The sequence below is a fragment of the Labrys sedimenti genome, from assembly GCF_034424805.1.
GTDB classification, from domain to species: domain Bacteria; phylum Pseudomonadota; class Alphaproteobacteria; order Rhizobiales; family Labraceae; genus Labrys; species Labrys sedimenti.
The window spans coordinates 18,961-30,948 of the sequence record NZ_JAXOUF010000033.1 but is presented as its reverse complement, the minus strand read 5'-3'; the positions used below and the strand labels follow the sequence as shown (position 1 = coordinate 30,948).

Below are 11,988 nucleotides of genomic sequence, written 5' to 3'. Positions count from 1 at the left end.
TCTCGACCTCCAAAGTCGAGATCAATGAATCAGAACGCGGCTTCCTTGGGAATCCCATTTATGGGTATGTGATCTAGCCGGCTCTTGCGCATCGTCAAGTGCTCACCCAGGCAACGCCTCAAAGCCGAGATAATGTCTATTCTCATGCCAAGCCTCGATCCAGCCGCCAAGCGAATCGAGAATCTTACAGCGAAATCAGTCTCTTATCCAAAACCGTCGTGTACCGTGCATATCGGGTTGCGATGCCTCGGAACTGTTTGATCCTGTTGAAGAACCGTTCCACGAGATTGCGTTGCCGATAGACCCAGCGCGAGAACACGAAGGAGGCCTTGCGGTGTGTCTTCGGCGGAATATTGGCCCAGGCCTTTCGCGCGGCAGCCCTGGCCCGGATAGCATTGCTGTCATATCCCTTGTCGGCCAGCAGGATGTCTCCTTCACCCAGTTCGTCTGTCAACGCGTCGGCCTGGGTGCAGTCAGCAACCTGTCCGCCGGTCAGACGCAGGTTGACGGGGCGCCCTTCGCCGTCGACGAGCGCGTGGATTTTGCTCGTAAGTCCGCCGCGGGAACGTCCCATGCCGCCATCATCTCTGCCCCCTTTTTTCCCGTGGCCGCATGCTGATGAACACGGACACAGGTCGAGTCGATCATGATGATGTCACCATCGTAGGCGGCCGATACGGCTTGGAGAAGCCGATCCCATACTCCGGCTTTGCGCCAGCGCACAAAGCGGTTGTAGCAGGTGGTCGGCGGGCTATAGCGCTCCGGAACTTCCGCCCAGGGCGAACCCGTTCGAAACCGCCAGAGGATGCCATTCAACACCCGCCGATCATCGGCCCGGGGCACGCCACGGGGCTTGTTAGGCAACAACGGCGAGATGATGGACCATTCGTGGTCGGTGAGTTCGTAGCGACGACGCGTCAAAAAGGCCTGCTTATTTGGAAACCTTGAATCACAGCGACCCATAAACGACCAGATGTTTTATGAGTTTACGCCGTAGTACCCGACGCTTGGCGACATGCTCCGTCATCCTGGTAATGCAGGTGCCTATGTCTTTGGGCGGCGGCGCCATGACGGCCGGCTCCGACTGCCCGGAAAGCCGCACAGCGGCCGACGCTTTGTTCGCGATCCGCAGAAATGGATGGTGCTGCACCAAAACACACTTCCAGCGTACATTGACTGGCAAACCTATGGGCGGAACCGGGAGCTGATGGCAGCAAACCGTTCGCGATATCCCGGCGTCCCGCGTGGCGGTGCGGCGCTGCTTGGCGGCTTGATCTTGTGCGGTGTGTGCGGCCGTAAAATGGTGACCGGCTATCATGATGACGGGCGGGAAGCGCGTTATAGCTGCAGCTATGAGGCCACCACTTATGGCGGTCCAAGGTGCTAATCGATCAGTGCCCGCCCGGTGGACGCCTGCGTAGGTGCGTTGATTCTTGAAGCCCTCTCACCCTGCGCAATCGACGTCAGCCTCCATGTTGCCGAGGATATCGAACTCGAACGGCAACAATTGCACGAAGGCAGGAAGCAGCGGCTGGAACGCGCCGCCTATGAAACGGTGCTTGCGCGCCGGCGCTACGAAGCCGTCGATCCCGACAACCGCCTGGTCACCCGGACGCTGGAACGAGACTGGGAAGCTGCGATGGCTACGAAACAGGCGCTTGCGGATGACTACCAGCGGGCTCTTGCGCGTCAACCTGAGCGGCTAACGCCGCGGGAAGTGGAAGCGGTCCGTCAACTGGCGGAAGATGTGCCGTCCCTGTGGAATGCTCAGTCCACCACTTCGCGGGACCGGCAAACTATTGCCCGGATGATGCTTGATCGCGTCGTCATCCAGGTGTTTGGAGAGACCGAGCGTGCCGAGATAAAATGCCACTGGGCCGGCGGGACCGTGACAACTCATCCGATCATCCGAACCGCGAGACGCTTTGAACAACTGGAGCATCACGAGGAAATACTGGAGCGGATCGCGTCGCTGCGTGCGAAGGGGGCGACCACTCGACAGATCGCAGACGATCTCAATGCCAAGGGCTGGGCACCTGCGAAAAAACCAGCCTTCGATGCATTGATCGTCCAGAAGCTTCTGGTGCGAAAGGGGCTTGGAAAGAAACGACCCATTTGGTCCAGCAACGTTCCCCGTCGGAATGACAACGAGGTGCCCCTGCAGGAACTCTGCGAACAGCTCGGCGTCCATCGTCAGACCGCCTACGGCTGGCTCCGACGTGGAAAGCTCAAAGGGCGCGTCGCCAAGGTCGGGACACAACGTATCTGGCTTGTCAGCCTTCCGCACGCCTCAACGGGAATCCGGACTGGAGAGTCATCATGACAACACGATCGAAAATGCGTTCTCCAAACTCAAGGCGCTGCTACGGGCAAAGGCCGAAAGGACCATCAATGCCCTATGGGATGCGGTCGGCTCTACCATTAGGCCTCGATAATGAAAATCAGGTACTCACGCCCCATGAGATCCTTCGCGATCCATTCTTCGGTCTGTTCGTTGAACTCGAAATCACCTTCAAAAAGCTCGGCAAACCGCTGAGCGTCAAGCATAGCATCCTGACGCTTCAAATATTCGACCAATGAAAACTTACGGCCGCCGGCCTCAAGCTCGATTACGACGATTTGGCAGCGCATTGATTTGCGATTCTATCGAGGTATTTTATTACTTCCACTCCGATGAAAATGTTAATTCCTCTACGGAATAAAGTATACTAAATTCGAAAGCGATTGTCCCTCCCCGCCGGTCTGCCGCGCGGGGTTTTTGCATTCGAGATCGCCATGGCAAAGATTGTGCGCTCAGTGTTTGGCATCTTGGAAGGACTGCAGCGATCAAATCCCGATGGCCTGCGCTAGAAGCGATAGGCTAGATGCGTTTTTCGCTGCACTCCATGCGCATCGCTGTCAGAGGTCAGGCATCGCAATGCCACGGTCAGCGGTCGCGAGGATGATGTTGTGATCATACGGGCACGCTCGTGCCGACCGAACAGGAAAAGTGCCAGGTCGTCAGCCACCTTGCTGATCAAAGAGGAGATCGCGGATCCTGCCCTCGCCAATCTGCTCGCGTCGGCGATAGCCGAGCTATTCTGCCCGGAACCCAAGCGGATCAGCATCGAGCACTGGCAGTTCATCACTGAGAAAGCGAAGGCCTCTGACAAATAGGCCCGTCATCGCTCTATTTCGCAGGCCGGCCCTTATTACGAAAATAGCGCCAGCCAGCGTAAGGGCTACGCACAGGTAGACGCCAAGAGCGATACCGAGTGTGTCGGTCCAGAAGCTAGAAGAGAATCTGGGCCAGCCAACAAGGGCCTTCACCCAGCAGATGCCGAGCCCATAGTTGGTGGCCTGCAGAAACACCCGTAGCGGCGGGCCGCGGAACATCAGGATCACTCTCGGGACGAGATTGCGCCGTTCATGGCACACTATCGCAAACCCGAGCGAATTGATGACCGACGAAGCGCCGGGTGAACGGCACCTATCCGATTTCCAAAGCTGCCCGCTTCGCGAACTTCCGGTTCGGTATCTCGAAGGACCAGCGCTCAACGAGGGTTCGAAATGAATCTAAGCGCCCCATCGCGCTGCGTCGCAGCGACCTCGATCGGCGAGGCGCAATTAATCAACAGAGTCGCGGCTACTTCGAGATCTGTCAGCGTGGCGAACTTTTCTTGCGGTAGCCCGGTCGGAGTGGACGAATGGCGCCCGACCGGGCCGTGCTAGAACTCCGTGGTGAGGTGGAGCGCCAGCAGCATCATTCTACCATGTCGCGTAAATTGCATATATGATGCTCAAATCATCGCCGCATACTTAGCCGGTTGGTATATTTATTTCCTCTGCGAGACCCTCATGCATCGCTTTATTTTGCGCGAGAATGCTGCTCATTTCCGAAAATTGCTGATGACCGAGCCAGATGGCGACCGGCGTCAAATGTTGCAAACGATGCTGACGAACGTGGAAACCGAGCTAGCGGAGCTGGAAGAGGCGTCAGCTCGTGCTCACGCTGTGCATGACGCTCATATTGCCTCCTTTATGGATACCTTGCTGAGACGCGCGGTGGAGGACAGTCGAGCCGATTTCGGCAATATTCGGCTGTATGAGCCTGAGCATAATTGCCTTCTCTTCGCGGCTCAACTCAACTTTCATAAGCCATTTTTGGATCACTTTGCAGCTGTAAGAATCGGCGACGGTTCGCCATGTGGCTTGGCCTTTGAAAGGCGATCCGCTGTATGGATCGAGGATGTCAACGGCGAGCCCGTTCTCCAGCCACATCTGGAGATCATGCAGGAGACCGGATTTCGGGCGCTCCAGTCCATCCCCTTGACAACTGCGGGGCGTGTTTTTGGTGTCGTCTCCAGCTTCTTCCGATCGCCCCGGCGGTGGGATGAACAGGAGCGCCAGGAAAGAGAAAATCACGTACACGGCATGTGTAATTTGATCGTAGCTAAATTGGGCCTGGCGGATTTAGATGGCGCGCCAGCCCTTCGATAGGCGGCGGCGATAGTCCTGTTCCACTCCCCTCGGTTCGCGCTGCTTATACAACAAAACTGGGAGCGGAGCGCCATTCACGCCAGTGGGTAGGGTATATTTCGACCGGATGATTGTCCTCGGACTTCACCCACCCCCGAATGCCCCGCCGGCAGGGGAACACCAACGCATGGCACCCCTGCGCATCGATAACGGCCAACTCTAGATCACAATCATTGGGTGCGATCGAGATGGAGTGCCATTCATTAGAATGAACGTCGTGTTGACGCGACATGGGAGCTCCTCTCGTTCCTTGTCAGGCGGGAGCGCTATTGGTCTCTCAATCATCAATGCCGTGTTCAATCGTGCCGATGGTTTTCACCGCAATGGGAAAAAACATCACCAACAACTCAGCCCGCAGTGGTGCCGCCTAAACTGCAGTTTAGCGGATCCCAAAGAGCCCCGATTTGACCCATATCAACGCCGGGTCGGCTGCTGAACTGATGGGATGGATGCCCCCTTCGCGTGGCGTCGTATGATGCCAGGAGCGCCATTGTAGCGCTGTCGGAGGAGTATTCCATGGCTGAAGTTCATATTCTGGCGATCGATTTGGCGAAGCGCAGTTTTCAGATTTGCGCGACCGATCGGGGTGGGGCGTGTATGGATGCCCCCGATCAAGCAAGGGATTTTTTGACTTCCTGGCAGCTGGCGCTTCTATCGGTCGTGTATCAGGCCTGTTGTCGTGGTCTTACTGGTACCAGGTGGCCGGTATGCAGTTCGAAGAACAGGGCCCACATCGGTTCAAAGAGCTTTAAGACTCGAGCCCCGGGACTGGCTTACCCGCCCTGAACATTGAAGTCCTTGCCGCATAGGTCTTCGGTCGATCTACTTGCCGGGGCTTGCCGCTCCTAAGCGCTTTCCGATCCGTCTTCGCAGGAAGACATGCGGATCACGCCGTCCGATAATTCCGTTGTCTCGTCATCATGGCCCAGACGATCCGGGCCATCTTGTTGGCCAGGGCGACGGCCGCGACCATGCGTGGCTTGCGGCCGACCAAGCGCTTCACCGCGGCCGACAGCGACTGGTGAACCACCGAACTGCGCTGGTCGCCCAGATGCGCGGCCTGTTGCTCGACCGGGGCATCGCTTTTGCCCAATCCATCACGCGCGCTCGGCGCGAGATCCGGATCTTGCTGGAGGGTGGTGCGCCAGAGATCAGCGCTGTCTTCAGGTCGATGCTGGCGCAGCTCTACGCTGTCTTTCTCGCACTCGACAAGCAGATTGCCTGGTTCGATAGAGAGATCGAGAAAGTCTTCCGTTCGAGCGAGACCTGTCGCCGCCTTTCAAAAATCAGAGGGGTAGGTCCAAAGACCGCGACTGCAATTGTAGCGGCGGTTGGCAACGGAGCCGAGTTTACCAATGGCAGACATCTTGCGGCGTGGATGGGACTCGTGCCTCGGCAGCATTCAAGCGGCAACCGGCAGCGTCTCTACGGCATCTCCAAGCGCGGAGATCGCCATTTGCGGACCCTGCTGATCCATGGCGCACGACCCCAGTGCGCACATCTGCAACTCGCGATGATGCCCAAGGCGCCTGGATCAGGGATCTTCAGGCTCGACGCGCCGCCGCCAGAACGATCGTTGCTGTAGCGAACAAGAACGCACGTGTGATCTTCGCGATGTTGAAAAGGGGAACGGAATACCGGGCGGCCTGACAGACGTCCGGAGAGGTGTGAACGATCAGAGAAGTGTACCGGCCGCCGTGATCGGCGCGTGAGGAACCTGACTTTTATAGTGGCTCTTCGAAGCCGCCCGGTTGTTGAGGCTCACGCCGCGCGGATTACCCATTTGGGCGCGCCAGCATTCCTGGCGACGCCGGATAGATGTTGGCACCCAAGTTCGCTGGGAAGCCGCTCAAATCGCTTGCACCAGGAGAGCTGTCCATAGATGTAGAACATCGCCTCCGATATGCCGGCCTTGCGACATACCTCCGCGACAGGCGTTCCTTCATCTGCCTGGCGCAGGATGAAGGCGATCTGTGCCTCCGAGAACTTCGACTTCTTCATGGAACTCTCCTTCTCCCGTCATCGGGATCATAAGTGGAAAATTCCAGCTCAGAACGGTCCTATTCAGTAGGGGCACGTCATCTGGATCTCATTTGATCTCGGTCAATACGCGCGGCAGCGAATAGCCTAGTCCATCTGCTACACGCAGCACCGCAATGGTGAGGCTCAATCACTGCGGAGCAGGCCATGGCGATCACGATGTCCATTCTCAAGGAAACCAGCGAAGGCGAAAAGCGGGTCGCCATGGTGCCGTCCGTCGCTTCGCGGCTGGAACGGCTTGGCGCAGCGCTCAGCCTGCAGTCGGGTGCGGGAGATGCGGCAACCTTCGCCGATGGCGCCTATACCGGCGCGACAATCGTTTCAGAGCCTGGAAAGCTCCTCGCTGACGCCGACATCGTGCTTGCGGTCCAACCGCCGCCGGTCGCGGTCGTCCAGGCGATGAAGCCCGGCGCGGTGCTCATCTCCTTCATCTACGGCGCCAACAACCCGGAACTCGTTGCCGCGCTCCAACTACGCAGGGTGACGGCACTGGGCATGGAACTGATCCCGCGCATCAGCCGGGCCCAGTCGATGGACGCGCTGTCGAGCCAGGCAGCACTCGCCGGCTACTACGCTCCACTGCTCGGCGCCGTGCACATGCCACGCATCCTGCCGATGATGACCACGGCCGTCGGGTCGCTGCGGGCCGCGAAGGTTCTGGTCATGGGGCTCGGCGTCGCCGGCCTTTCGGCGCTTGCGACCGCGCATCGGCTCGGTGCGATCACGGAGGGCTATGACGTCCGCCCCGAGACCAAGGAGCAGGCGCAGTCGCTCGGTGCGAAGTTCGTCGAGACCGGCATCGATGCGCGCGGCGAAGGTGGCTATGCCCGCGAACTGACGGGAGAGGAGAAGGAACTGGTGCAGAAGGCGCTCAGTCAGCACATCGCCGAGGCCGACATGATCATCACTACGGCCGCCGTACCGGGACGGCCGGCGCCGAGGCTGATTTCGGCCGCGCAGATCTACGCGATGAAGCCGGGCTCCGTCATCGTCGATCTCGGCGCCGAGGGCGGCGGCAATTGCGAGGGTACGAAGCCCGGCGAAACGGTCACGGTCGGCCCCGCCACGATTTTGGGCCCATTGAACGTGCCATCCGCGCTCGCCCAACATGCAAGCGAACTCTACGCCAAGAACCTGCTCAATCTCATAGTGCTGATCGTCAAGGACGGCGTGCTCAACCTCGATTTCGAGGACGAAGTGATCGCAGGCGCGACGCTCACTCATGCGGGCGAGATCCGGAACAAAATCGTTCGTGAAAGCCTCCAGGCCGGAAAAAGCCTCGAAGCCGCGAACGCATAAGGAGATCTCAGAATGGCGATCGACACATCGATGACCTGGCTCATCGCCCTTTACATCTTCATGCTCGCGGCCTTCACCGGCTACGAAGTCATCAGCCGGGTGCCTTCGATCCTCCATACGCCGCTCATGTCCGGGTCGAACTTCATCCATGGCATCGTCGTTGTCGGCGCGCTGCATGCGCTCATCAGCGCGACCTCGCTGTTTGCCCAGATCGTCGGCTTTCTCGCTGTCGCACTTGGCGCCGCCAATGCGGCGGGTGGCTACATCGTGACCGACCGCATGCTCGCGATGTTCAAATCCAGCGGCGACAAATCCACCGCCGGAAAGAAGAACTGACATGTTCGCTCAACACATTTTGGGATTGAGCGGTCTTGCCGCCGCGGCTCTCTTCATCCTCGGCCTGAAACGCATGTCATCGCCGGCAACGGCGCTGTCGGGTATCGTGGTGGCGGGCGTCGGCATGGTGGTCGCGGTCGCGGCCAGCTTCCTGGTGATCTTCGATCTGCCCGATACGGTCCGGCCGCATCTTACAATCAACCTGATCCTAGCCGTGATTGCGCTTCTCATCGGCGGCGGTTGGGCCTGGATGCGCGGCCGCAAGGTCGAGATGACGGCGATGCCGCAGATGGTCGCGCTCTATAACGGCATGGGGGGCGGCGCTGCCGCGGCGGTGGCGGCCGTTGAACTCTCGGCACGCGGCATGCAGGCCGTGGAGATCCTTGCTGTAACTGTGGCAGGCGCGCTGATCGGCTCGATCTCGCTCACCGGATCGGTGATCGCCTGGGCCAAGCTCGACGGCAAGATCAACAGACCGTGGCGCTTCAGCGGACAGCGTATCGTCAACGCTCTCGTGTTCCTGACGACCGTCCTGCTTGGCGTCGCGGTCATTGCTTTCTTCGATGACCCGCTGCTGCCGGTTCTGGCGGTGCTGTTCTTCGCAGGCGCGCTCGCCTTCGGCATCATGATGACCCTGCCGATCGGCGGCGCCGACATGCCGGTGGTGATCTCGCTCTTCAATGCCTTCACCGGCCTGGCCGTTGCTCTCGAAGGTTATGCGCTGCAGAACCCGGCACTGATGATCGCCGGCATGGTGGTCGGCTCGGCCGGCACGCTGCTGACGATCCTGATGGCCAAGGCGATGAACCGTTCGCTCGCCAACGTCCTCTTCTCGAACTTCGGCGATGCCGCCACATCCGGCACCAGCGACGTGCAGGGTCAAATGAAGTCGACCGACGCGAGCGATGCGGGCATCGCCATGCGCTACGCCTCGAACGTCATCATCATCCCAGGCTACGGTCTCGCGGTCGCGCAAGGCCAACAGAAGCTCTACGAGTTCGTCAAGCTGCTCCAGGCCGCCGGTGTCGACGTCAAGTTCGCGATCCATCCCGTCGCCGGCCGCATGCCCGGCCACATGAACGTGCTGCTCGCCGAGGCCGGCGTTCCCTACGACGTCATCTTCGACATGGAAGATATCAACGCCGACTTCGCCAATACCGACGTCGCGCTGGTGATCGGGGCGAACGATGTCGTCAACCCGGCGGCACGCACCGACAAGTCCTCGCCGATCTACGGCATGCCGATCCTCAACGCCGACCAGGCCCGTCAGGTCTACGTCGTCAAGCGCGGACAAGGCAAAGGCTATTCCGGCGTCGAGAACCTCCTCTTCTACGGGGAGAACTGCAGCATGGTCTATGGCGATGCTCAGGCTGTGCTCACGCAAATGGTCCAGGCGGTAAAGGACCTTGGCGCCTGAAACAGGTGGAAAGGCGCCATTCGCCTGACCGCTCCATCAATTGAAGGAGAAAGAAATTGGCCTACGCAACCATCAATCCCTATACCGGCGAAACGCTCAAGACCTTTGCCGACGCGACCGATGATGAGGTACGCGATGCAATCGGCAGGGCACATCAGGCGTTTGGTGCCTGGAAGGAAACTTCCTTTGCCGAACGTGGCCGCATCCTGCAGAAGGCAGCCGACATCCTGCGCCGTGACAGCGACACCTATGCCAAGCTGCTGACACTGGAGATGGGCAAGACCTTCGCCGAAGCGAAGGCCGAGGTCGAACTGTCGGCGAAGATCTTTGAATATTACGTCCGCAACGCCGAGGAACTGCTCAAGCCGGAAAAACTGCCGGTACTCGACCCTGCCGAGGGCGACGCGATCCTCGTCCATGAACCGCTCGGCGTGCTGCTCGCCATTGAGCCGTGGAACTTCCCCTACTACCAGATCGCCCGCATCCTTGCGCCGCAGCTCTCGGCGGGTAACACGGTGCTGCTGAAACATGCCTCCAACGTGCCGCAGAGTGCGGCTGCCTTTCAGGACCTGATGACGCAGGCCGGGCTGCCCGACGGAGCGTTCCGCAACCTGTATGCCACCCGGTCGCAGATCGAACTGATTATCAACGACGATCGCGTCCACGGCGTCGCGCTGACGGGGTCCGAAGCTGCTGGATCGATCGTGGCCGCGCAGGCGGGCAAGGCGCTGAAGAAGTCGACCATGGAACTCGGCGGCGCCGACGCCTTCGTGGTGCTGGCGGACGCCGATCTGGAGAAGACGACGAAATGGGCCGTGTTCGGCCGGCACTGGAACGGCGGACAGGTCTGCTGCTCTTCCAAGCGCCTGATCGTCGTCGATCCGGTCTATGTCTCTTTCCTCGAGCGTTATCGCAAGGGCGTCGCGGGTCTCGTCGCCGGCGACCCCTTCGACCCGAACACGACGCTGGCACCGCTATCGTCGCAGAAGGCTGCCGACGATGTGAAGGAGCAGATCCGCGAGGCGGTAAAGCTCGGCGCGAGGGCCGAGGAGATCGGGCCGCCTGTGCCCAATCAGGGCGCCTTCGTCCAGCCTACCATCCTCACGGATGTCGGCGAGGACAATCCAGCACGCTACTGGGAGTTCTTCGGACCGGTCTCACTGCTGTTCCGGGCGAAGGATGAGGCCGACGCCGTGCGCATCGCCAACGACAGTCCCTTCGGCCTCGGCGGTTCGGTGTTCACCTCCAACCCCGCCCATGGCTTTGAAGTCGCCAAACAGATTTCGACGGGCATGGTCTTCGTCAACCATCCCACCAAGGTGGAGGCCGACCTGCCTTTCGGCGGCATCCGCCGCTCCGGCTATGGCCGCGAACTCATCGGTCTCGGGCTGAAGGAATTCGTCAACCACAAGCTCATCGACGTCGTCGATATCGACGCCCATTTCTGAGCAATGCTCCCTCCCGCCTTTGGGCTTGAGGGAGCATTGATCTTAATTGAATGGAAGGATTAGCAGTATGGCTGCCAATAAAAAAATTGCCGTTGTCACGGGTGCTGGTCAAGGCATCGGTCTCGCTATCGCCATCCGCCTTGCCAGGGATGGTTTTGCCATTGGCTGTCTCGACTATAATGCCGCCACGGCAAAAAAAGCGGCCGACACGATTATCGCCAGCGGCGGCGAGGCGCTCGGCGTCCAGGTGGATGTTTCGCAACGCGAACAGGTCTTTCAGGCGGTGGATGAGGTCGTTGCCCGTTTCGGCCGTCTGGACGTGATGATCAATAATGCCGGCCTTGGCCCGGTCACTCCGATCGAGGACATCACCCCCGAAATCTACCACCAGGTGTTCGACGTCAATGTCGGGGGGACCTATTGGGGCATCCAGGCCGCCGTGAAGCATTTCAAGGCGCGCAAGCCCGCGAAGAATGGAGATATCGTCGGCAAGATCATCAACGCTTCGTCGCAGGCCGGTCAGGTCGGTAATCCGGACCTCGCTGTATATGGCGCCACCAAGTTCGCCATTCGCGGCATTACCCAGACCGCAGCAAAGGATCTCGCCCCGCTCGGTATCACGTCCAATGCCTATTGCCCGGGGATCGTGCGCACGCCGATGATGGAAGGCATCGCTCAGAAGGTCGCCGACGAGAACGGCAAGTCCCTGGAATGGGGTCTCCAGCAGTGGGCAAGTAGCGTTGTGCTCGGTCGGATTTCCGAGCCGGAAGATGTGGCCGCTTGCGTCTCATACCTTGCTGGCCCGGATTCAGATTACATGACTGGTCAGGCCCTCATCATCGACGGTGGCATGGTCTTCAATTGATTTCATCGGCGTCAGGGGGACCGCGATCCGGGTACATCATCGGATCGCACCCCCCGATCGACCGC

General features: G+C 59.7%; 10 protein-coding genes and 3 pseudogenes. 10 read left to right on the top strand and 3 right to left on the bottom strand.

Annotation, left to right across the window (positions count from 1 at the left end; all coding sequences use genetic code 11):
* Positions 1-229: 229 nt before the first annotated feature.
* Positions 230-921: pseudogene (locus U1R88_RS33585) on the bottom strand (IS5 family transposase); the annotation flags it as partial.
* Between the two features lie 505 nt (positions 922-1,426).
* On the opposite strand from U1R88_RS33585, the gene U1R88_RS33580 reads away from it, so the two are divergent.
* On the top strand, positions 1,427-2,323 hold the full coding sequence (locus U1R88_RS33580) for a helix-turn-helix domain-containing protein (protein WP_322435223.1): 897 nt from the start codon (positions 1,427-1,429) through the stop codon (positions 2,321-2,323).
* A gap of 1 nt (position 2,324) precedes the next feature.
* Positions 2,325-2,435: pseudogene (locus U1R88_RS33575) on the top strand (IS630 family transposase); the annotation flags it as partial.
* On the opposite strand, the gene U1R88_RS33570 reads toward U1R88_RS33575, so the two are convergent.
* Positions 2,422-2,631: a hypothetical protein gene (locus U1R88_RS33570; RefSeq protein WP_322435222.1), complete on the bottom strand. Its 210-nt coding sequence runs from the start codon at positions 2,629-2,631 to the stop codon at positions 2,422-2,424. The pseudogene U1R88_RS33575 and the gene U1R88_RS33570 sit on opposite strands and share 14 nt — an antisense overlap.
* 378 nt (positions 2,632-3,009) lie before the next feature.
* Here U1R88_RS33570 and U1R88_RS33565 point away from each other — a divergent pair, with 378 nt between their 5' ends.
* The 3 genes from U1R88_RS33565 to U1R88_RS33550 all read left to right on the top strand — a co-directional run bounded on the left by U1R88_RS33565 (position 3,010) and on the right by U1R88_RS33550 (position 6,103).
* Complete coding sequence (locus tag U1R88_RS33565; protein ID WP_322435221.1) at positions 3,010-3,156, top strand: hypothetical protein; 147 nt, start codon at positions 3,010-3,012, stop codon at positions 3,154-3,156.
* Positions 3,157-3,837: 681 nt separating this feature from the next.
* On the top strand, positions 3,838-4,479 hold the full coding sequence (locus U1R88_RS33560; protein ID WP_322435220.1) for a GAF domain-containing protein: 642 nt from the start codon (positions 3,838-3,840) through the stop codon (positions 4,477-4,479).
* A gap of 1,090 nt (positions 4,480-5,569) precedes the next feature.
* Entirely contained in the window at positions 5,570-6,103 is a 534-nt protein-coding gene (locus tag U1R88_RS33550; RefSeq protein WP_322435219.1) for a transposase, read from the top strand.
* Positions 6,104-6,369: 266 nt separating this feature from the next.
* Here the strand turns inward: U1R88_RS33550 and U1R88_RS33545 are convergent.
* Positions 6,370-6,519 (bottom strand): annotated as a pseudogene (locus tag U1R88_RS33545) (transposase); the annotation flags it as partial.
* 186 nt (positions 6,520-6,705) lie between these two features.
* Between U1R88_RS33545 and U1R88_RS33540 the strand changes: the two are divergent.
* From U1R88_RS33540 to U1R88_RS33520, 5 genes are all read left to right on the top strand, one after another.
* Positions 6,706-7,857: an NAD(P) transhydrogenase subunit alpha gene (locus U1R88_RS33540; RefSeq protein WP_322435218.1), complete on the top strand. Its 1,152-nt coding sequence runs from the start codon at positions 6,706-6,708 to the stop codon at positions 7,855-7,857.
* Between the two features lie 12 nt (positions 7,858-7,869).
* Positions 7,870-8,193: an NAD(P) transhydrogenase subunit alpha part 2 gene (locus tag U1R88_RS33535; protein WP_322435217.1), complete on the top strand. Its 324-nt coding sequence runs from the start codon at positions 7,870-7,872 to the stop codon at positions 8,191-8,193.
* A gap of 1 nt (position 8,194) precedes the next feature.
* On the top strand, positions 8,195-9,610 hold the full coding sequence (locus U1R88_RS33530; protein WP_322435216.1) for an NAD(P)(+) transhydrogenase (Re/Si-specific) subunit beta: 1,416 nt from the start codon (positions 8,195-8,197) through the stop codon (positions 9,608-9,610).
* Between the two features lie 56 nt (positions 9,611-9,666).
* Positions 9,667-11,058: an NAD-dependent succinate-semialdehyde dehydrogenase gene (locus U1R88_RS33525; RefSeq protein WP_322435215.1), complete on the top strand. Its 1,392-nt coding sequence runs from the start codon at positions 9,667-9,669 to the stop codon at positions 11,056-11,058.
* Between the two features lie 67 nt (positions 11,059-11,125).
* Positions 11,126-11,923 carry a (S)-acetoin forming diacetyl reductase gene (locus U1R88_RS33520; protein WP_322435214.1) on the top strand — a complete coding sequence of 266 codons (798 nt, stop codon included), beginning with the start codon at positions 11,126-11,128 and terminating at the stop codon, positions 11,921-11,923.
* Positions 11,924-11,988: the final 65 nt, after the last annotated feature.

Coding starts and splice junctions, on each gene's coding strand:
- U1R88_RS33570 (WP_322435222.1), bottom strand. CDS start 2,631: ATGCGCTGCCAAATCGTCGTAATCGAGCTTGAGGCCGGCGGCCGTAAG.
- U1R88_RS33520 (WP_322435214.1), top strand. CDS start 11,126: ATGGCTGCCAATAAAAAAATTGCCGTTGTCACGGGTGCTGGTCAAGGC.
- U1R88_RS33535 (WP_322435217.1), top strand. CDS start 7,870: ATGGCGATCGACACATCGATGACCTGGCTCATCGCCCTTTACATCTTC.
- U1R88_RS33550 (WP_322435219.1), top strand. CDS start 5,570: ATGCGCGGCCTGTTGCTCGACCGGGGCATCGCTTTTGCCCAATCCATC.
- U1R88_RS33560 (WP_322435220.1), top strand. CDS start 3,838: ATGCATCGCTTTATTTTGCGCGAGAATGCTGCTCATTTCCGAAAATTG.
- U1R88_RS33540 (WP_322435218.1), top strand. CDS start 6,706: ATGGCGATCACGATGTCCATTCTCAAGGAAACCAGCGAAGGCGAAAAG.
- U1R88_RS33530 (WP_322435216.1), top strand. CDS start 8,195: ATGTTCGCTCAACACATTTTGGGATTGAGCGGTCTTGCCGCCGCGGCT.